We start from the raw sequence: 20,278 nt of genomic DNA, 5'->3' as shown, positions 1-20,278 counted from the left end.
GAAGGGTTGGGCCTCCCATGAAAATCGACCAGGGGCGCGCCACGATCCGCGAGTCGCGCCTTGCAGAACACGATCTTAGGTCTCCAACGCGGTCTTCGCATGACGTGTTAACAAGCCCTATACCGCGGGCCCCGCCGCGCGGGCGCGCCGCGACAGGCTCACGAGCGCGGCCAGGGCCAGCAGCGCCACGCCGATCGAGAACGCCACGCCGGCGGCAGGCAGACCGAAGACATCCGCGGCCAGACCGACCCCCACCACCGGGATCGAGATCGCGACATAGGCGACGACGAAGAACGTCGAGGCCACCTCGCCGCGACGCTCCGCCGGGCTGGCCGCGGTGACCGCCCCCAGGCCGGCCCGGAACGCGACGCCCTGACCGACGCCGGCGATCAGCGCACCGGCAATCATGAGCGCCAGCGATGCCGCCAGGATGGCGGCCGCCACGAGCACGATGCCCGCCATCAACAGCCCGCAGCCCAGCGGCAGGCGCCGGCTCTCGGGCAGCCGCGACTGCCCGGCCTGGCCCACCGTGGACGCGACGAACAGCAGAAAGACAACGGCACCGGTCAGGGCCCGATTGTGGTGGCCGAGGACCTCGCCCATGAACGCCGGCGCCACCGCCGTGAACAGCCCCAGCACAGCGAAACCCGCAAAGCCGGCGATGGCCGCCGGCACGAACACCGGCCGCACCGACGCCGGCACCCGCAGCGGCTGCAGCCGAAGTCGCGGCCGGGCCGGACGCTGCACGCGCTCGGGCGCACACCAGACCGCGAACGCGGCCAGCGCGATGAGCACCAGATCCAGCACGAAGCACAGATGCGCCGGCCACGGCAGATACTCGGCAAGGGCACCGGCGACCAACGGTCCGAGGCCGAGCCCACCCATGTTTGCGGCGGTCGCCACCAGGGTCGCCGCCGCCGCCCAGGCCGGCGGCGCCAGTTCGACCACGGCGGCGGTCGCCGTGCCGGTGAAGATGCCCGCCGACACCCCGGACAGCACGCGCCCCAGAAGCAGCAGACCGAGATCGTCGCCGATCAGGAATATGCAGGCGCTCGCCGCGGAGAATCCGAGGCCCGCAAACAGCATCGGCCGGCGGCCGAGCTGGTCCGACCAGCTGCCACCGATCACCAGTGCCGCGATCACGCCGACCGCATAGGCGGCGAAGATGACGGTGATCGTCAGCTGGGAGAAGCCCAGCCGTTCCTGCCAGATCGGGTAGAGGGGCGTGGGCAGCGTGGTGCCCATCATGTTGATCGCGAACGCCGCCGCAACGGCGACGCACATCAGCAGGGTACGATTCGACTCCGACATGCAGATCCACGGTGAAGACCCGGCGCATGGCGACGGCGCACGCCGGCGGGGGACACGAAACCAGCGCAGCCTAACACCGTTTCATCATGCACATGAACCGCTGTCCCGCCCACGAAAAAGGCCCGGCATAAGCCGGGCCCGTTCGCTGCTTCGAGTCGCGAGGCGCGGATCAGCTGTCGGCGAACCACTCGTCGATCATGTCCTGATTGTCCTCGACGAACTTGTCGATGGCCTCCTCGTAGCTCGTCTCCTGGGCGTCGTACATCGCCGCCTGCAGGTCCTCGAGCGGAATGTCCATGTTCTCGAGGAACGACGCGACTTCCGGATAGTCGTCGGCGAAGCCCTTACGCACGATCGCGTCGATGTGCTCCTTGCCACCGAGGGTGCCTTCCGGATCGTCCAGGAAGCGCAGGTCCCAGCGGCCGAACATCCAGTGCGGCGTCCAGCCCGTGACCACGATCCACTCCTCGTTCTCGACGGCGCGCTCGAGTGCGGCGGTCATCGCCGCGCCGCTGGCCGAGACCAGGTTGTAGTCGTCGTTGAGGCCGTAGCCTTCCATCGTATCCTCGGAGGCCTGCATCAGGCCGGCACCCGGATCGATGCCCTGGATCTTGCCGCCGAGCTTGTCGATGACCTCTTCGTCCTTGAGGTCCTCGATCGAGGAGAGCTTGTCCTCGGGCACGTAATCCGGCACGACCCAACCCAGCTGGGCCCCCTCGTACAGCGGCCCCAGGTTCTCGACGTCGTCCTTGAAACGCTCCCAGTAGTCGGCGTGCGTCTTGGGCAGCCACGCCATGAGCATGCCGTCGAGGTCGCCGTTGGCCACGCCCTGGTACTGGACGCCGATGGCGGCCATCTTGAGCTCGATCGTGTAATCGGTGCGCTCCTCGATGACCTGCTTGGCGAGCTTGGTCACGAACTCGGCGTCGGACCACGCAGTCCAGCCGAATTCGATGGTGTCGTCGGCGGCCTGGGCGGTGCCCAGCGAACCGAAGGCCAGGCCGACCGCCATCGCGGCGGTGCCGGCCCAGTGCGTCATGCGATGTTTCATGGTGAGTCCCTCTTCGAATGTACCTCGGGATGTCACGGCCGGCCGCGCTCGCGGCCGGCGCGGACTAGGTCGCGTCGGCCTTGCCGTTCCGCGAGAAAAACGTCTTGAGCCGCGTCAGAAGACCGGCGCCGCGCTTGTTGCGCTGGCCGAAACTCTGGGTCAGGCGATCAAGGATGATCGCCAGGATGACCACACCGAGCCCGCCTTCGAAGCCGATGCCCAGACGCAGCTGCTGAATGCCGGCCAGCACAGGATCGCCCAGTCCGCCGGCCCCGATCATCGAGGCGATGACCACCATGGACAGCGCCAGCATGATGGTTTGGTTGATCCCGGCCATGATCGAGGGCAGCGCCAGCGGCAGCTCAACCTTGAACAGCAGCTGGGCACCGTTGCAACCGAACGCGCGGCCGGCCTCGACGTTCTCGACCGGAACCTGACGAATGCCCAGATTCATCAGCCGGACGCACGGCGGCATGGCGAAGACCACGGTCGCGATCGTGCCCGGCACGCGCCCGGTGCCGAAAAAGATCACGGCCGGAATGAGATAGACGAAAGCCGGCAGCGTCTGCATGAAGTCGAGCACGGGGCGCACGATCGCCTGCAGCATATCGCTCTTGGCCATTGCGATGCCGGTCGGCAGGCCGACGCCGAGTGCGGCGAGCGTGGCCGCGATCACCAGGCCGAGCGTGTCCATGGACTCCGGCCAGAGCCCCATGCTCATGACCACATAGAGCGCGACCAGCACGAACAGCGCGAACCGCCAGCCGACGCGCCAGAGCGCGAGTACGGCCAACAGCCCGAAAACGAGCGGTGCGGGCAGGAAATTGAAGAATATGGTCAGGTTATCGGCGACGAAGCTGATCGTCGCCGCGATGGCGTCGAACAGCAGACCGAAATGCTCGCGCATGAAGTCGACGAGCGCTGTGAAGCCCTCGCCGATCTTCAGGTCGATCACGAATCGTTCCTGCAGCGACTGCCAGAAGGACGCGGTATCCGCGGAGAATCCGATCATGCCGCGCTCGCCTCCGTGCGATTCAGGGTATGGAGCAGGGTTGCGCGCGAGATCGTGCCGCGATAACGGCCGTGTTCATCGACCACCGGCACCGGCCAGGGGCATTCGGCGACCTGCGTCATGATCTCGGTCAGCGGTCTGTCGGCGGCCACGGGCTCGACGCCGGGCACGAACGCCTCCTCAATGGCGCCCTCTTCGCGCCGCCCGAGCGCGTCGATGCGCTCGGTGAGCGACTCCACGCTCACCATGCCCTGGTAGCGGCGCTCACGATCATGGACGACCGCGACCGGGCGATCGTGTTCCTGCAGCCGCGACAGGGCGGCACGCAGGCTCACGCCGACGCGCTCGATGACCGTGATCTGGTCGCGTCGAGCGATGTCGGCTGCGGTGAAGACATGAGTGACGTCGACGCCGCGGAAGAACGACCGCACGTAGTCGTTGGCCGGCTCGCGCACGATTTCCTCGGGCGTGCCCACCTGCACCACTTCGCCGGCCTCCATGATCGCGATGCGATCGCCCACGCGCATGGCCTCGTCGAGATCATGGGTGATGAAGACCACCGTGCGCGACTGCTCGGCCTGCAGCCGCAGCAGCTCGTCCTGCATCTCGGTGCGGATGAGCGGATCGAGTGCGGAAAACGCCTCGTCCATGAGCAGGATGCCGGGGTCGACGGCCAGCGCCCGGGCGAGCCCGACGCGCTGTTTCATGCCGCCGGAGAGCTCGTCCGGGAAACTGTCGGCGTTGGCCTTGAGCCCGACCGCATCCAGCGCGTCGAGCGCCCGCTTCTCGCGCTCGCTGCTCGAGGTGCCGGCCACGTTGAGCCCGAAGGCGGTGTTCTCGAGCACGGTCTGATGCGGCATCAGCGCGAACGACTGGAAGACCATGCTGATTTCGCGGCGGCGCAGCTCGATCAGCTCACGACGGGTCATCCGCGTGATGTCGCGGCCGTCGATGCGGATCGCGCCAGCGGTGGGCTCGATCAGCCGGTTGAGCATGCGGACCAGCGTCGACTTGCCGGATCCGGACAGCCCCATGACGACGAAGATCTCGCCCTCCTGGACCTCGAAACTGGCATCGGAGACACCGACCGTCATGCCGGTCTCGGCAAAGATCGCGTCCTTGCCTTCACCGCGTTCGATGCGCTCCAACGCGCGCTTGGGATGCGCGCCGAAGACCTTGTATACGTGCTCGACCGAAAGTTTGGTGCTCAACCGGGCCCCCCGTGACGCCGGACGCGAAAACTGCCTCTACCCTAACGCAGGTTTCATGCCGATGTCGCATCCCGGTCCCGCGAGGGCCGCGCGATGCGCACCGATCCGCTCAATCGAGCGCGCGCACCCAGAACGTCAGCCGTTTCTCGGTCTCCGCCGCACAATCCACGTCCTGCCAGCGATACACCGCGGTGATGTCATCGCGCCGGGTGTAGCCACGCCGACGCCAGAAGGGATCCAGCGGCTGATAGTCGGTCGGCCGCAGCGGGTGATCGACCGGGCGCTGAACTGCGCAGAAACAGGCATGATCGAAGCCGCCGACGGTTCGGGCCCAGGCCTCGCGCTCGTCGAAGAAGCGATGCCCGAGTCCCCGTCCGCGATACCCCGACAGCAGCAGGGACTCGCCGAAATAGAACACTCGGGCCACGTCAAAGCCGGCATCGGCCAGCGGCTGCCGGAACGCCGGTTCCTCGTCGGCCAGCGGCAGCGCGGTCGTGGCCCCGACGAGGGCGGCGCCGTCATAGACCATGAACGCGAGCGAACGCGGCGCGTTCACATAGGTCGCCAGATAGTCCCGTTCGTAACCCACATCGCCGTCGTAGAGATAAGGGAAATCGCGGAACACGCGAATTCGAAGCGCGGCCAGATCATCGACATACGGCGCGATCTCGTCGCCCGACCGCCGCAGAAACTCCAATGCCGCCATGCGCCCTCCGTTCGTGCATCGACCGCGCCCATTAGAGCGTTCGCACGGCCCGCTCGGCAAGCGACCGTTCCGGGCGCCGACGGCCGGCCGCGCCGTCGCCCGCCACGAATTGCGAATCTGCACACCCGCCCCAGAGACAATGCGCCGCGATGGTGCAACACGCGCCGGCGCACGGCAGATGACGCCCCGGCGACGGCATGTTTCAGCCGGTCGGCTGCAGGCAAAGCCGAGGCGACCGACGGCAGTCCGACACCTGGCGCCAAGAGCGGCGACGGCCTGGGCAGGAGGTCTCGGAAGAATCGACACCGCCGATCGCAGCACGAGACCAACCGGCCTCCGGCGCTTGCGGAGCCGATCCGCTACGGGCGGGAAAGAATGGTGGCCGGAGGTGGAATCGAACCACCGACACTACGATTTTCAGTCGTATGCTCTACCAACTGAGCTATCCGGCCGGATCGAGACATCGATCGCGAGGAGCGCGTATTAAACCGGGCGCGGCCGGCGGCGTCAACCGCCGGCCCCGGCGCCAGGCCTACTGTTCCGGCGGCACGTAGTGCGTCTCTGCGGTCTGACCGCTGCCGAAGAAGTATTCCTCGGTCTGCTCGGTGAGGAATTCGCGCGCCTTGGGGTCGGCCAGATGCAGGCCGTATTCGTTGATCAGGCGTGTCTGCTCGGCCAGCCACTGCTGCCAGGCCTCCATCGAGACATTGTCGTAGATGCGCTGGCCGAGATCGCCCGGCAGCGGCGGCCGCGGCAGGCCTTCGGCTTCCTTGTCGAGTTTGACGCAGTGGACGGTGTGGCTCATAGATTCAGTGTCTGTTGGGGCGCATCGAGGAGACGCGCGACCGGAGCCGGCAGCCCCGGTCGCGCATCGCGCGCAAACCATTCGAATTCGCCTTCCATGATACGGGCCGTGCCCCGCAGCTGCACACGCCGCGCGTGGATGAGCAGTTCGAAATGCGTGAAGGCGTGTCGCATCGGCTCGAGCGCCCCGGCGTCGCGGACTTCGATACCGAAGCGCTCGCGGCAGAACGCGTGGAGATCCCGCTCGGCGGGCTTTTCCGGCAGGCTCCAGAGGCCGCCCCAGATGCCGGCCGGCGGGCGTTTCTCCAGCAGGACGCGGCCCGCCTCGTCGGCCACGACCAGCATCGTCGTCTCGCGCTGGGCCCGGGCGCTGCGTCGGCGCGGCGCCGGGATGCGATGCTGCAGGCTGCGTCGGTACGACAGACAGCGATCGGCCAGCGGGCAGGCCGCGCACTGGGGATTGCGCCGGGTGCACAGCGTCGCCCCCAGATCCATGATGGCCTGGGTGTAGTCGGTGATCCGCGTCTCCGGCGTATAGCGCTCGGCCAGGCGCCACAACGGCTTGTCGTAGGCGGCCGTGCCGGGTGTGGCCTCGATGGCGGCCAGACGCGCGATCACCCGCTTGGCGTTGCCGTCGAGGATGGGCGCCCAGACGCCGAACGCCTGGGCGACGATGGCCCCGGCAGTGGAGCGGCCGATGCCGGGCAGCGCCATGAGCGATTCGACGCTGCGCGGAAAACGACCGTCGTACTCGGCCACGAGACGACGCGCCGCCGCATGCAGATTGCGCGCCCGGGCGTAGTAACCGAGCCCGGCCCAGTGGGCCATGACGTCGTCGGCCTCCGCGGCCGCCAGCGCGTGGACGTCTGGAAACCGGGCCATGAAGGCGTTGAAGTAGTCGATGACGGTGGCGACCTGGGTCTGCTGCAGCATGATCTCGGCCACCCACACCCGATAGGCCGTGCGCGGATGCTGCCAGGGCAGATCGTGCCGCCCGTGCCGGTCGAACCAGGCCAGGAGTTCGTCGGCGATGTGCTCCGGCGCGTCGTCAGTCATCGCCGGCCCCGGCCTGGTAATCGGCGCCCAGCCGCTCGATGGCCTCGGCCGTCGTCCGCGCCTGGGCACGAAGTTCGCGTGAGATCAGATACGGCCCGATCACCGGCGGCACCCAGAAGGCGGGCTCGATCTCGGCCCGGAACGCCATCCACGTGCCCGCCTCGGCGGCCTCGAACCGCCAGGCGGCGTGTCCGGTCTCGAGATCGCCCGCATCGGGCACCACCTGCATGTCGATGCGCGTCGGCGCGCGCTCCCGATAGGTCATCACCTGCTCGATCGTCCGGCAGAAGAACGCCACGCACAAGCGCACGTCGGAACGCAGGCGATCGTCGCCGAGGCGCTCGCTGCGCTCGATGCTGGGGTTGAATTCAGGCAGGCGCTCGTAGTCGGTCGCGGCCCGGAACGCGATCCCCGGCGGGACATTCAGCATGATCACGGCATCGACCGCGTAGCGGCCGGCATCGCGCGTCACGTCCATGCGCTGCACGCTCGCGGCGACCGCGGACGGCGCCAGGCACCACAGCGCGATCGCCGCAGCCGCCCCGGCGACGCCGCGCGCGTATCCGCCGCTAGCGCGACTCGTCCTGCGAATCGTCGCCCTCCCGTTCGTCCCCGCCGCCGAACAGGCTTTCGATGCCGCGCTGCAGGCGGCCGCCGAGCTCCTCGTCGCCACCGGTGCGTTCCTCGATCTTTTCGCGCACCTTGTCGGCGAGTTTCGACTTCTCCTCGCTCAGCCGCTTTTCGGCCACGCCCTTGAGCGCACCGGCCACATCGAGACGATAATCCGGCGACAGCAGATTGCCGCTCAGCCGGATCGGCACGGTCACGCCCGCGAGCCGCTCGAGCGTGCCGTCGGCGTCTTCCGGGACCCGGGCGTTGACCGTGTAGTCCAGGGCGTTGTCGGCCAGATCGTAGCTGCCCGCACCGGTGGCGTTGAGGAGGCGGGTGGTCAGATTCAGGTCCTTGCCCGCCAGCACCCCGTCGGTGACGTTGAACTGGCCCGCGAAACGACTGAACGGCGTGCGCTTGTCGTCGCCGAGTGCCGTAGAAGCCTCGCCGGCATCGTCGCCGCCGAGGCGACTGCGCGCCGCGGCGATCAGATCGGCGAGGTTGAAGCCGTTGAAGGCGCCGTCGCGCAGATCGAAGCCGAGACTGCCGTCGAGCGCCCGCTTCATCGCGGCGACCTGGCGGCCGGACGTGGTCAGATCGAGGCTCATGTTCGCGAGCGCGTCGACCCGCTCGGTACCCGCGACGTCGGCGAGCAGCGGCGCGAATCGCAGCCCGTTGAGGTTGCCGGCCAGGCTGTAGCGCGGCGTCTCGCGCGAGGCGTCGACCGTGGCAGTCACGCGGACATTGCCCTCGTAGAGCTCGGCCGTGAGCGGCTCGATGGTGAGCACGCCGTCACGGGCGCGCACCGCCAGATCGGCGTTGGTGACGTGAATATTGGCCGCGGTCAGCGAATCGGCGGACAGTTTGCCGTCCAGGCGCAGATCCTCCAGCATCGACAGGTCAATCTCGGCGGCCTTCTGCTCCGCGCCGCCGCCGGTCTCGGCCGGCGCCTCGTTCTTGGCCTGCTCGGCGCTGCCGGGCGGCAGATAGTCGTCCACGTTGAGCTCGTCGAGACTCAGATCGAAGCCGATCGCCGGCTGCGCGAAGTCCTCGACCCGGGCCGAGCCCTTCACCGAGCTGTCGTCCAGCGTGGCGAGGATCTGCTTGAACTGCACGTGGTCATTGCCGGCATCGAACTGCGCGTCGAAACCGGCCGTTGACAGCGCCGCGTCGCGCTGCGTGGCCGGCGGCTCGATCTCGAGCTCGCGCATGACGGCGCGCGGGTTGAACTCCTTGACCGTGACTCGGCCCGAGTAGGCGGCTGCATCGGTGCCCAGATCGCTGCCGTCGGCGTTCGCGTTGACGTTCAGCCCCGCGGCCTGCAGGGCCATGTTCGACAGCTTGAAGCGTCCGGCGTCCAGGTCGAACTCGCCGGCGCCGGTGAGGCTGGCCTGCTGGCGGCCGGCCGGCACCGCCTCGCCGGAGGCGATCACGTTCAGACTCAGATCGGAAAACCGGTAGAACTGGTCCACGATGCTGGGCTCGACCTGGGCGACCAGGTTGACTTCGCCGGCAAGGGCGGCCTCCGGCGCCTCGAAATCGCCGCCGAATTCCAGCCGCACCGGCTCGCCGTCGGTCAGGCGGCCGGTCACGAGCTTGACGCCCGAGGCGCGGTAATCGGTCCCGGTCGTGGCGTCGCGCCAGGAGACCGCGGCATCGCGGATGTCGATGGCGCCGATCTGCAGCGACGATAGCGAGAAACCGCCGTCGTCCGGCGCGGGATCGTTCTTCGGCTCGCTTTCGGCCGGCGATTCGCCGTTGCCCGATTCGGCCTGATTCCGCGTCAGATGCTCGCTGATGCTGGCCCAGTTGGTGCGGCCGTCGGCGTTGCGCGCCAGCCGCAGATTCAGCCCCTGCAGGCCAACGGTGCCCACCTCGATCTCGCGCGACAGCAGGGGCAGCAGTTTGACGCTGATCTCGGCGGCTTCCATCGTCGCCATCGGCTCGTCGCCAAACCCGTCGGCGTTGGCCACGGAAACGCGCCCGAGCTCGACTCCCAGCCACGGAAACACCGACAGACCGATATCGCCGCTGATGTCGACCTCGCGGCCGATCTGATCCTCGATCGCGGCATTGATCTGCGGTTTGTAGTCGTTCGGGTCGACGAGCAGGGGCAACGCGATGGCCGCGGCCACGATCAGCAGGATCAGTACGCCGAGGACACCGAGCAGGATTTTGGCAACACGTTTCATGTGCGGGACATCGTGGACGGTGTGGAGGCGGGCTGCGGCCATGCCGCACCCGGACGAGAAGACAACCACGGCCGCTGCGGGTTCCATCGCGCGACCGGCCGGCGCGGGCGTTCTTGTACGCGCCTGGCCGACGCGCGTTATTCTAGCCCGCTTATCCCCACAGCCAAGTCGGTCCGCACTCGGCCCGACCCAACGCCATGCAGATCGAAGTCAACGGCGAATCGCAAGCGTGCGACAAGGGCACGACGATCGAACAGCTGCTCGATACGCTGGGCTACGGCGCGCGCCGCGTCGCGGTCGAGCGCAACGGCGACATCGTCCCGCGCCAGGAATACCCGCAGACCGTGGTCGACCCGGGCGACCGCCTCGAGATCGTGCACGCCATCGGCGGCGGCCAGGCGATGTCGGAGGCCGACAGCCTGACGATCGCCGGGCGCCGGTTCGAATCGCGGCTGCTGGTCGGCACCGGCAAGTACGCTGATCTCGATCAGGCCGAAGCCGCGATCACCGCCTCCGGCGCGGAGATCGTCACGCTGGCGATCCGGCGCACGCCCGCGCTGTCCGATCCGGAGGCCGCGGCAAAGCGCAATCTGCTGGACGTGATCCCGCCGGAGAAGTACACGCTGCTGCCCAATACCGCCGGCTGCTACAGCGCCGACGAGGCGGTGCGCACCTGCCGCATGGCGCGCGAGCTGCTCGACGGCCACAACCTCGTCAAACTCGAGGTGCTGGGCGACGAGAAGACGCTCTATCCGGACATGCCGGAGACACTGACCGCCGCGCGGCAGTTGGTCGAGGACGGCTTCGAGGTCATGGTATATACCAGCGACGACCCGATCGCGGCCCGCCGGCTGGAGGATATCGGCTGTGTGGCGATCATGCCGCTGGCCGGGCCGATCGGCTCGGGGCTGGGCATCCAGAACCGCTACAACGTCATCGAGATCGTGGAGAACGCCAACGTGCCGGTGCTCGTCGATGCCGGCGTGGGCACGGCCTCGGACGCGTCCATCGCCATGGAGATGGGCTGCGACGGCGTGCTCATGAACTCGGCCATCGCGCATGCGAACAAGCCGATCCTGATGGCCCAGGCCATGCGCCACGCCGTGATCGCCGGCCGCCAGGCCTTCCTGGCCGGGCGCATGCCGCGGCGCCGCTATGCCTCGGCCTCCTCGCCGATGTCCGACCTGCCCTTCTGAGCGCCCCGCGGCGCACGCGCCGCCACCGCGTCACGGGAACCAGCACGTGAACACGACGCCGCATCGCCGTATCCGCAGCTTCGTCCGTCGCGAGGGGCGCCTGACCCCCGGACAGCAGCGCAACCTCGACGCCCTGTGGCCACACTACGGGCTCGCGCTGCCGGCCGCACCGCTCGACTGGGACGCCGTGTTCGGCCGGTCGGCGACGCGCACACTGGAGATCGGCTTCGGTGCCGGCGAGGTGCTCGCCGCTCTGGCGATCGCACGCCCCGACGAAGACTTCATCGGCGTCGAGGTCTATCTGACCGGCGTCGGCCGGCTGCTCGGCGCGCTCGACGCCGCGGGCGCGACCAACGCCCGCGTGTTCGCGGCCGATGCCGTCGATGTCCTCGCCGCCGCCTTCGGCCCGGCCAGCCTGGATCACGTGCTGCTCTATTTCCCCGACCCTTGGCCCAAGAAGCGCCACCACAAGCGCCGCATCGTCCAGCCCGGATTCGCGGACGAGGTCGCGCGGGTGCTGCGTCCCGGCGGCCTCTGGCGCCTGGCGACCGACTGGCACGACTACGCCGAACACATGCGCGACGTTCTCGATGCGCACCCGTCGTTCTCGAACGCGGGCGACGCCGACGGCTACGTCAGCGCGCCACCGCGCACCGGCACGCGGTTCGAATCCCGCGGCCGCCGCAAGGGCCACGCCGTCTTCGACATGGCCTATCGTCGCCGGGAATAGGACCGACGACGAGCGCTCGTCGCGCACGTCCGGCACACAAGTCGTCATCGCCGATACCCGGCCGGCCGGTGCCGCCGCGGCAACGCGCCTGATCCTTCGCCACGCCCACCGCCATACCGGGTCGCGTCTGCGGCTCACGCGCCGACCGGCTGGCACCGCTCTTGCAGGACACGCCTCGGCTTCCGATTTCACGGCGTCGGGCACCACGGCATGCGGCGCGCAGCCGCGCCTAAAGGCGAGTGGCAAGGCCGATGCAATGGATGTACCGTCGGAAAGAGTCGGTCGAGGGACAACGGAACGGGGATGACGCGCGATCGGCGAACACGATCGGCGATCGCCGCCATCGCACGAGGCGAACGACACATGGCAGAAACGGACAATGCGGATTCGGCGACTTCAGGCGAGGCCGCGGACGGGCACGGCCCCGTCCTGTCGGTACTCAACGCCGTCGACAGAGCACTCGACTGGCTCGAACGCATCGTAGTCGCCGGCAGCGTGCTGGCGATGGCGCTGCTGATGAGCCTGCACGTGGTGAGCAACCTCCTGTCCACAGGACTGACCGAGATCGAGGCCTACCCCGGCCTGGGCTGGCTGACACACGTCAATGCGATGATTCCGAGCGGCATTCCCGGCACCTACGAGGTGACGGAAATGCTGATCGTGGTGATGACCTTCGTAGGCGTGGGCTATGCCGCCCGCTGTGCCCGCCATATCAGCATGTCGGCCATCTACGATCAGCTCAGCGGCGGACTCCGCAAGGCCCTGCTGGTCGTCATCAGCCTCGGCACGGCGGCGCTGATGTTCTATTTCGCGTTCAAGTCCAGCGAATACGTCATGACGCTGTATGACCGCGGTCGCACCAGCGCCGCGCTGGGCATACCGTACTGGACCGTCAATATGGCCCTGCCGATCGGCTTCAGCCTGGCCGGCATCCAATACGTACTGACGACGATACGCAATCTGGTCAGCGACGATATCTATCGTTCGTTCACCGAGAAGGAGACGTACTCGGACGTGCCGCTCGACGACAGCGGCCGTCCGGCTGCGGGCGACCAGTCGAACGGATGAAGCCACTCATGCCGGAAAACGAGACCATGGCGCACAACGGGAGACGGGGATGCTGATCGGATTGGGGCTGGTCATGCTGGTGCTGCTGCTGCTCGGGTTCCCGATGATGGTGCCGCTGGCCGTCGGCGCGCTCTACATGATGTTCACCGGCATGACCTTCTTCGGCCCCGACCAGGCGGTGAGCTGGATGATCAGCGGCGTGGGCAGCTGGGTGCTGGCTGCGGTGCCGATGTTCATATTCGCCGCCGACATCCTCACCAAGGGCCACACCGCCAACCGACTGCTGGATCTGGTGGACGCCTTCACGCGCCACATGCGCGGCGGCCTGCCGATAACCACCGCGGCCTCCTGCGCGCTGTTCGGCGCGGTCTCGGGCTCGACCCAGGCCACCGTGGTCGCCATGGGCGGGCCGATGCGGCCGCGCCTGCTCGCCAAGGGGTATCCCGACAGCTTCGCGCTGGCGCTGATCATCAACGCCTCCGACATCGCCCTGCTGATTCCGCCCAGCATCGGCTTCATCGTCTACGGCGTGGTCATGAAGACCTCGATCGGCGATCTGTTTCTCGCCGGCATACTGCCCGGCCTGCTGATCCTGCTGATGTTCGCGCTCTACTGTTATATCGGCGCGCGCATCAAGGGTATCGAACCGGAACAGCCCGCGAGCTGGAGCGAGCGGCTGACGGCCTTTCGCAAGACCATTCTGCCGTTGGGCTTTCCGGTTCTGGTGGTCGGCGGCATCTACGGCGGCTACTTCAGCGCGGTCGAGGCTTCCGCGGTCGCCGTGGCCTATGCGCTGCTCCTCGAGGTCGTGATCTACCGACAGGTCCGGGTCCGCGATCTCGGTCCGCTCGCGCTGTCGACGGGCATGATCACCGCGGTCGTGTTCATCCTGGTCGCGGTCGGCGCGGCGTTTTCACAGGCGCTTGGAACCGCGGGCGTACCCGACCAGATCCTCGGCCCGGCGATCGAGCACATCGGCGACAATCAGATCCTCGCCCTGCTTCTGATTGCGGCGGCATTCTTCGTCGGCTGCATGTTCGTCGACCCGATCGTGGTCATCCTCATTCTCGTGCCGATCTTCAAGCCGCTGGTCCAGTCCGCGGGTCTGGATCCGGTCCATGTCGGCGTGATCGTGACGCTGCAGGCAGCGATCGGCTCGGCGACACCGCCGTTCGGCTGTGACATCTTCACCGCCATCGCGGTGTTCCGACGCCCCTACATGGACGTCATTCGCGGCACCCCGCCGTTCATCGCCATTCTGCTGCTGGCGACGTTCATCCTGATCCTGTTCCCGCAGATCTCGCTGTTCCTGCCATCCCTCGGCGGGCAATAGCAGCAAGGGGGAAATCGCGGGCCAGCGGGGGGCCGAGAGCGCGCGGCTGATGCATCCGACGAGATGCAGTGGAAGGGGGGGGGGCATCGACGATGCATCGGCCGACTCGCTGCGACAGCCCTGGCGGGCGGTCCTGGTCATGGCCACCGCGACGGCCGCTCACGGAGCGTCCGGCTCCGGCGCCTTCGTAGGCCGACCGGCGCAGCGGCGGGCAAGGCACGACGACCCCTACCCCAGTCCGAGGACCGCACGGCCGGCCAAGACGAAGACCGGGCCACATTGCTAGGCCTGTTAACACTTCATGCGAGCCCGTACCAACCGCTGTTGTGCGGCAAGACGAGGCGTAGTACGCGCCGTGCACTCATTCTGCACCAGCGTGCGACAACGCTGGATTGCCGCACAACAGCGCTTGGCCCGAAGATTGGGGCCACCCGTGAAAGATCGACTATAGGCGTCCAGCGGCGTTGCGAGCCTCGGTCGTGGCACGCCCAGAGCCGGCGGCGCGCGCCTTGCCGGACACGATGTGCGGTCTCCAACGCGGCGTTCGCAGGAAATGTTGACAAGCCCTGGCCGGGACGCCCGCGCAGGGCCCCGGCTCCGGACACAAAAAAGCCCGGGGTGCGGCAAAACTCTCCGCCACGCCCCCGGGCCTGCGGCCGGGCGGATGGATCGCATCCGCCCGGCCGGTCGTCACCGTTCGAGTCGGAACGGCTCCTAGTCGGCGTCGCCCGACTTGCCGGTCTGCTCGAGCACGATATCGAGCGCCTTCTTGCCGCGTTCGCCGACATCGTCGATGAACGTCTGGCGGACCGGCTTGGCCAGCTCACGGAACTTGGCGCGCTCGTCCTCGCTGAGTTCGATGATCTGGATGTCGCCCTTCTCCTTGATGGTGTCCAGGCGCTCGTCGTTGAACTTGGTCTGGATGTCGTGACCGACCTGAACCAGTTCGTCGGTCGTGTCCTTGACCATCTGCTTCTGCTCGTCGGACAGACCCTTGTACCAGTCGAGGTTACCCATGAAATTCGCCACGAACTGCGACTGCTTGGCGAAGATCATGTAGTCCTGGACCTCGTAGAAGCCCATTTCCTCGTGCGCGAACACCGGCTGGATGTTGCCTTCGGCCTGACCCTGCTGCAGGGCGCTGTAGAGCTCGCCGTAGGCAATGGTGATCGGCGACGCGCCGTAGGCCTGATAGGTCGAACGCAGCAGACTGTTGTCCATGACCCGGATCTTGAGCCCTTCCATGTCCTCGGGGGTGCGGATCTCGCGGTTGGCGGTCCACACCTGATACCCCTCGGGCAGGGCCGAAAGCGGCACGAGATTGCGCTCGCGGAACGACTGCTGCCAGGCATCGCTCTGCATGAAGGCATCGGAATTGAGCATTTGGGCGGTCTCGAGCTGATCCGCCGGCATGACGAAGTTCAGACTCATCAGCTGGCTTTCCGGCACGGTGCCACCGAGAAAGCCGGAGCCGAAGCCGAGCTGCAGCGCGCCGCCCTGGACCGCGTCGTAGAGCGAGGAATAGCTCGAACCCCATTCGCCGTAGGGCAGCAGCTGCACGGTGATGTCACCGTCGCTCTGCTCCTCGATACGCTCCTTGAACGCCTTGGCGTATTCGTACTGGACGCTGCCCTCGATCTCCTCGAGGCCGACGCGCCAGGTCTCGGCGCTGGCGACGGTGGTCGCCGCGGCCAGCCCGAGCGCGAGGCCTGCGCCTAAAAAGGTACGGAAGTTCATATGGTCCCCCTGATGTGGAAGCCGATAAATGTGCCTTGTCACTACATGGCATCGGGCAGACCCTGTCAAGCTGGCCGCACACGCCAGCCGCTCGCGCGTGCCCCGTCCCACGGCGCGAGCCGGCATCTTCGGCTCCGGCCAAACAGCGCGCGTCGACGCCTGCCCGTCACGGCCCGGTGCGGCGGCCTTTAGACGCCATCTCGCGGCCGATCCGATCGGGCGGTCCGGGCGCCTTGCGCTGCGTGCACGATGCAGTCACAGTTGGCGGTCATGTCCATTCGACATCCCATCATCGCGGTCACCGGCTCCTCCGGGGCCGGTACGTCGACCGCGCGTGTCGCCTTCGAGCACATCTTTCATCGGCTCCGGATGAAGGCCGCCTTCGTCGACGGTGATGCCTTCCACGCCTACGAACGCGGCGAGATGGCCCGGGCCGTCGAGCGGGCGACGATCCGCGGCGAGAATTTCAGCCATTTCGGCCCCGGCGCGAACCGCTTCGACCGACTCGAGACGCTGTTCGCCGAGTACGCCGCCAGCGGCGGCGGCCAGAGCCGACGCTATCTGCACGACGAGATCGAGGCGGCCGAGTTCGACCGGGAGCCCGGCACCTTCACCGACTGGGCGCCCGTTCCCGAGGACAGCGACGTGCTGTTCTACGAGGGCCTGCATGGCGGCGTGGTCACCGACCAGCACGACGTGGCCCGGCATGTGGATTTCATGGTGGGTATGGTCCCGACCATCAATCTGGAATGGATCCAGAAAATCCGGCGCGACACCGACCAGCGCGGCTACGCGCCCGAGGACGTGGCCAAGGTCATCCTGCGTCGGATGCCGGACTATGTCCGCTACATCACGCCGCAGTTCTCGCGCACCGACATCAATTTCCAGCGGGTGCCGCTGGTCGACACCTCCAACCCCTTCATCGCACGCGACATCCCGAACGACGACGAGTCGATGGTGGTGATCCGCTTTCGCGATCCGAAGCGATGGGCGGTTGATTTTCCGTATCTGCTGACCATGATCCAGGATTCGTTCATGTCCCGGCCGAACACGCTGGTGGTGCCGGGCACGAAGATGCGCATGGCCGCCGAGATCATCATCGGCCCCATAGTGGAACACCTGCTCGAACGGCGGCGCGCCGCCACCGCCGATCATCTCGGGCAACGCGGAGACCCCTGAACCCAATGCAGTATCGCAAACTCGGACGCAGCGACATCGACGTCAGCCGCATCGCGCTCGGCACCATGACCTTCGGCGAACAGAACACCGAGGACGAGGCCCACGCGCAGATCGACTATGCGCTGGATCACGGCGTGAACTTCATCGACGCCGCCGAGATGTATCCGGTGCCGCCGAAGGCCGACACCCAGGGCCGGACCGAGGAGTACATCGGTTCGTGGCTGGCCGCGACCGGCAAGCGCGACAGCGTGGTGCTGGCCAGCAAGGTCACCGGTCGTTCGCAGATGGACTGGATCCGCGACGGCTTCGAGACCCGGCTGACCCCGAGCCAGATCCGTTCGGCGCTGGAAGCCAGCCTCGAGCGTCTGCACACGGACTATATCGATCTCTATCAGGTGCACTGGCCGGACCGCGCCACCAACACCTTCGGCCGGCTGGGCTACAGCCACCGGCCCGACGACGACGCGGTGCCGATCGAGGACACCCTGGGCGAGCTGGGCCGCCTGGTCGACGAGGGCAAGATCCGCTGCGTGGGCCTTTCGAACGAGACGCCCTGGGGCCTGATGCGCTATCTGCGCGCCGCCGAGAGCGAGAACCTGCCGCGGGTGGTTTCGATCCAGAACCCCTACTCGCTGCTCAACCGCAGCTTCGAGATCGGGCTGGCCGAATGCGCCGAGCGCGAGGACGCCGGCCTGCTGGCCTACTCGCCGCTGGCCTTCGGCATGCTCACCGGCAAGTATCTGGACGGCGCCGCCCCGGAAGGCGCCCGGCTGACGCGCTGGGAGCGCTTCTCGCGCTACACAAACGCCCGCGGCAAGCAGGCGACGGCCGACTATGTCGCCCTCGCACGGCGGCACGGCATCGATCCCGCGCAGATGGCGCTGGCGTACGTGAACAGCCGCAGTTTCCTGACCTCGAACATCATCGGGGCCACCACCATGGACCAGCTCGCGACCAACATCGCCAGTGCCGACATCGAACTGTCGGACGAACTGGTCGAGGCCATCGAGGCGATCCACGCCGCCAATCCCAACCCCTGCCCCTGAGAGCCTGCGCCCGAGCGGGTATTCACGGGATCGAGCGCCACCCGGTGCAGGACCCATCGCACGCGTTGATGGGTCAGGTGCATGCACCGTGTCCGACGACAGCGGGCGATCGCACCGATGGGCCGCGTGTCGGATGAGGCGCGTCGCGTTGATCCGAACTGCGCTCGACAGTGTGGTTACGCCGAAAACGAATTGTGCTTGTTGCGCAGATACCCTCTGAGGACCTGCTGCCGTTTTCACTCCGGCCCCTGACCAGGCGCCGTTCCGGCGCAAGACGAGGCGAAGCGAACGCCGGGGCCTCATCCCGGCTGACTGCACTTCAACGCCCGGTCACGATGGATCCGCACCGGGCCACGGGCTGCGCCGCGATTCACGCCCCGCGGCGTGGCACATTCCGGTTGGGGCCTGTCGCGGCCGGCGGCTAGCCGTCGGTCCAACGCGATCTCGTCCGGATATCAGCACAGCGCTCGGATGACACATCAACGGCCCACAGAGCCCACGGCGCTCAACCGCCGGCGACGTAGCGGTAGTACTCGATGCCGGTATCACGAAAGCCCGGCTCGTCGATCGTGCCGATATGGTCGACCACGAACTCGTCGCGGGCGGGCACCGGCTCGAAGTCCACCGGCGCGCCGTCGTGGAGGACCGCGTACTGATCGGCGTCCAGATCCATCGGCGCACCCAGCGCAGCGACGAAATTGATCCGGTCGGCGGCCTCGGCCCAGCCCTCGACCACATGCATCGGCAGCGCCTCGGCGGCGTCACCGCTGCCGTAGCCGAGCGCCAGCCAGTGCTGGCCGGCCAGATCGAGGTCGTCGGCGCGCGCCTGCACGAACCCGGCCGCCAGCCAGGCCGGCAGCGCGGCGGTATAGAGATTGCCCAGGTCGCGCATCATCTCGCTGCCGAGGGAAAGCTTGTCCTCGACCAGCCGCTGCCAGAGCGGCGTGCTCCGCAGATGCCGCAGCAGCGTGGTGGACAGCGGAAAGGCGTCCTCGCCGCTCTGGCCGGTCGCCACGCGATCGCGCATGTCCGGCGCCGCGCCGGCGATCTCGGCGAACAGCGCATCGGCATCCACGCCGGCGTCCGCGCAGTAGCCGGCGAGCTCGGCGCGGGCGCGGGCGTCGCCGTCGGCGAGCGCGAACAGATAGGCCATCGCCCAGCCCGAGGCCGGCATCTTGTGATACGGCCGGTGCATGAACACGGCGTCGACCGAATGGAAATAGTCCGGGTGGCGCGTCGACTGGCGCGCCAGCAGCGCGTTCATCGCATGGCGCGTGGCGTCGATGTAGCAGCTGGTGGAGTAGCGGCCGTTGAACACCGGCAGATCCTGCATCTGGCCGTCGGCGCGGCTCGGCTGATCGCGGAAACGGGCGAAGGGCTTGCGGAAATCGACCATGCGATAGTCCGAGGCGCTGCCGCTGCCGGCCAGATCGATCGCCAGCAGCCGCGGCTCGGACTCCAGCAGCATCGCCACCGCGCCCGCGCCCTGGGTGGGCTCGCCGGAGGAACCGCGCTCGTATTCGGCGATGTCCGAGCACACCACGATCGCCTTGCGGCCGGCCCCGTCGGTGGCTAGATAGCGCAGCGCCCCCTTGATGCCGTAGACGCCGCCCAGACAGGCGTGCTTGTACTCCGGCACCTCGCATTCGCGCGAGACCGCGGGCCGGCCGTGCGCGGCCAGCGCGTCCTCGAGCATGCCCTTGACGATCACCGCACCGGCGGAATTGTCGCTGCTGGATTCGGTGCCCAGGGCCAGATAGCCGATCTCCCGCGGGTCGATGTCGTAGGCCTGGATCAGGCGCCAGACGGCGTTCGCCGCCAGCGTGTAGACGCTCTGTTCCGGACCGCGCATGCGAAAGCTGCGGCCGACGACGTTGCGCACCTTGTCCCAGGGCTGGCCGTTCCAGTCACACCAGTCGGCGAGCTGCACGCGATACGGCGGCAGATAGAGTGCCAGTCCACTGATTCCAGGCATCGACATACTCACGGTTTCGGCCGGCACACAGCGGACACCGGCAGCGCAGTTCAGGCGGGCAT

At 67.7% G+C, this 20,278-nt stretch carries 17 protein-coding genes and 1 tRNA gene; 6 read left to right on the top strand and 12 right to left on the bottom strand.

Annotated elements, in window-relative coordinates:
- Positions 1-117: 117 nt before the first annotated feature.
- The 10 genes from SAOR_RS02980 to SAOR_RS02935 all read right to left on the bottom strand — a co-directional run bounded on the left by SAOR_RS02980 (position 118) and on the right by SAOR_RS02935 (position 9,952).
- Positions 118-1,311, bottom strand: coding sequence for an MFS transporter (locus SAOR_RS02980; protein WP_123630154.1), 1,194 nt, complete (start codon positions 1,309-1,311; stop codon positions 118-120).
- Positions 1,312-1,480: 169 nt separating this feature from the next.
- The gene (locus SAOR_RS02975) at positions 1,481-2,362 is read right to left on the bottom strand and encodes a glycine betaine ABC transporter substrate-binding protein (RefSeq protein WP_123630153.1); all 882 of its coding nucleotides are present in this window, start codon (positions 2,360-2,362) and stop codon (positions 1,481-1,483) included.
- Positions 2,363-2,426: 64 nt separating this feature from the next.
- Positions 2,427-3,269 carry an ABC transporter permease gene (locus SAOR_RS02970; RefSeq protein WP_425472091.1) on the bottom strand — a complete coding sequence of 281 codons (843 nt, stop codon included), beginning with the start codon at positions 3,267-3,269 and terminating at the stop codon, positions 2,427-2,429.
- A 101-nt stretch (positions 3,270-3,370) separates the two neighbouring features.
- Positions 3,371-4,585 (bottom strand): glycine betaine/L-proline ABC transporter ATP-binding protein ProV, encoded by a 1,215-nt coding sequence (gene proV, locus SAOR_RS02965; RefSeq protein WP_123630151.1) that lies wholly within the window; start codon positions 4,583-4,585, stop codon positions 3,371-3,373.
- Between the two features lie 109 nt (positions 4,586-4,694).
- On the bottom strand, positions 4,695-5,291 hold the full coding sequence (locus SAOR_RS02960; protein WP_123630150.1) for a GNAT family N-acetyltransferase: 597 nt from the start codon (positions 5,289-5,291) through the stop codon (positions 4,695-4,697).
- Between the two features lie 376 nt (positions 5,292-5,667).
- Positions 5,668-5,743: transfer RNA gene (locus tag SAOR_RS02955), tRNA-Phe, on the bottom strand.
- A gap of 80 nt (positions 5,744-5,823) precedes the next feature.
- A complete protein-coding gene (locus SAOR_RS02950; protein WP_123591592.1) occupies positions 5,824-6,096 on the bottom strand; it encodes an oxidative damage protection protein in 273 nt (90 codons plus the stop codon).
- Positions 6,093-7,151 carry an A/G-specific adenine glycosylase gene (gene mutY / locus SAOR_RS02945; RefSeq protein WP_123630149.1) on the bottom strand — a complete coding sequence of 353 codons (1,059 nt, stop codon included), beginning with the start codon at positions 7,149-7,151 and terminating at the stop codon, positions 6,093-6,095. Before mutY ends, SAOR_RS02950 begins: the two co-directional genes overlap by 4 nt.
- Positions 7,144-7,629, bottom strand: coding sequence for an SRPBCC family protein (locus SAOR_RS02940; protein ID WP_123630148.1), 486 nt, complete (start codon positions 7,627-7,629; stop codon positions 7,144-7,146). The genes mutY and SAOR_RS02940 overlap by 8 nt, the downstream gene beginning before the upstream one ends.
- A 91-nt stretch (positions 7,630-7,720) precedes the next feature.
- Positions 7,721-9,952, bottom strand: coding sequence for an AsmA family protein (locus SAOR_RS02935; RefSeq protein ID WP_185015527.1), 2,232 nt, complete (start codon positions 9,950-9,952; stop codon positions 7,721-7,723).
- Positions 9,953-10,149: 197 nt separating this feature from the next.
- On the opposite strand from SAOR_RS02935, the gene thiS reads away from it, so the two are divergent.
- From thiS to SAOR_RS02915, 4 genes are all read left to right on the top strand, one after another.
- Positions 10,150-11,148, top strand: a complete 999-nt coding sequence (gene thiS / locus SAOR_RS02930) for a sulfur carrier protein ThiS (protein WP_123630146.1) — start codon at positions 10,150-10,152, stop codon at positions 11,146-11,148.
- Between the two features lie 46 nt (positions 11,149-11,194).
- Complete coding sequence (trmB, locus tag SAOR_RS02925) at positions 11,195-11,878, top strand: tRNA (guanosine(46)-N7)-methyltransferase TrmB (protein WP_123630145.1); 684 nt, start codon at positions 11,195-11,197, stop codon at positions 11,876-11,878.
- Between the two features lie 363 nt (positions 11,879-12,241).
- Entirely contained in the window at positions 12,242-12,946 is a 705-nt protein-coding gene (locus tag SAOR_RS02920; protein ID WP_123630144.1) for a TRAP transporter small permease, read from the top strand.
- A 49-nt stretch (positions 12,947-12,995) separates the two neighbouring features.
- Positions 12,996-14,279, top strand: coding sequence for a TRAP transporter large permease (locus SAOR_RS02915; RefSeq protein WP_123630143.1), 1,284 nt, complete (start codon positions 12,996-12,998; stop codon positions 14,277-14,279).
- Between the two features lie 714 nt (positions 14,280-14,993).
- Here the strand turns inward: SAOR_RS02915 and dctP are convergent.
- Positions 14,994-16,016, bottom strand: a complete 1,023-nt coding sequence (dctP, locus tag SAOR_RS02910) for a TRAP transporter substrate-binding protein DctP (protein ID WP_123630142.1) — start codon at positions 16,014-16,016, stop codon at positions 14,994-14,996.
- A 270-nt stretch (positions 16,017-16,286) separates the two neighbouring features.
- Here dctP and SAOR_RS02905 point away from each other — a divergent pair, with 270 nt between their 5' ends.
- On the top strand, positions 16,287-17,195 hold the full coding sequence (locus tag SAOR_RS02905) for a phosphoribulokinase (protein WP_123592358.1): 909 nt from the start codon (positions 16,287-16,289) through the stop codon (positions 17,193-17,195).
- A 5-nt stretch (positions 17,196-17,200) separates the two neighbouring features.
- Positions 17,201-18,241: an NADP(H)-dependent aldo-keto reductase gene (locus SAOR_RS02900; RefSeq protein WP_123630141.1), complete on the top strand. Its 1,041-nt coding sequence runs from the start codon at positions 17,201-17,203 to the stop codon at positions 18,239-18,241.
- 505 nt (positions 18,242-18,746) lie between these two features.
- Here SAOR_RS02900 and SAOR_RS02895 read toward each other — a convergent pair.
- Positions 18,747-20,216 (bottom strand): hydroxymethylglutaryl-CoA synthase family protein, encoded by a 1,470-nt coding sequence (locus tag SAOR_RS02895; protein ID WP_123630140.1) that lies wholly within the window; start codon positions 20,214-20,216, stop codon positions 18,747-18,749.
- Positions 20,217-20,278: the final 62 nt, after the last annotated feature.

The sequence above is a fragment of the Salinisphaera orenii subsp. orenii MK-B5 genome, from assembly GCF_003788635.1.
Lineage (GTDB): Bacteria > Pseudomonadota > Gammaproteobacteria > Nevskiales > Salinisphaeraceae > Salinisphaera > Salinisphaera orenii.
Note: the sequence above shows the minus strand (reverse complement) of the source record. Positions and strands in the feature narration are given on the sequence as shown.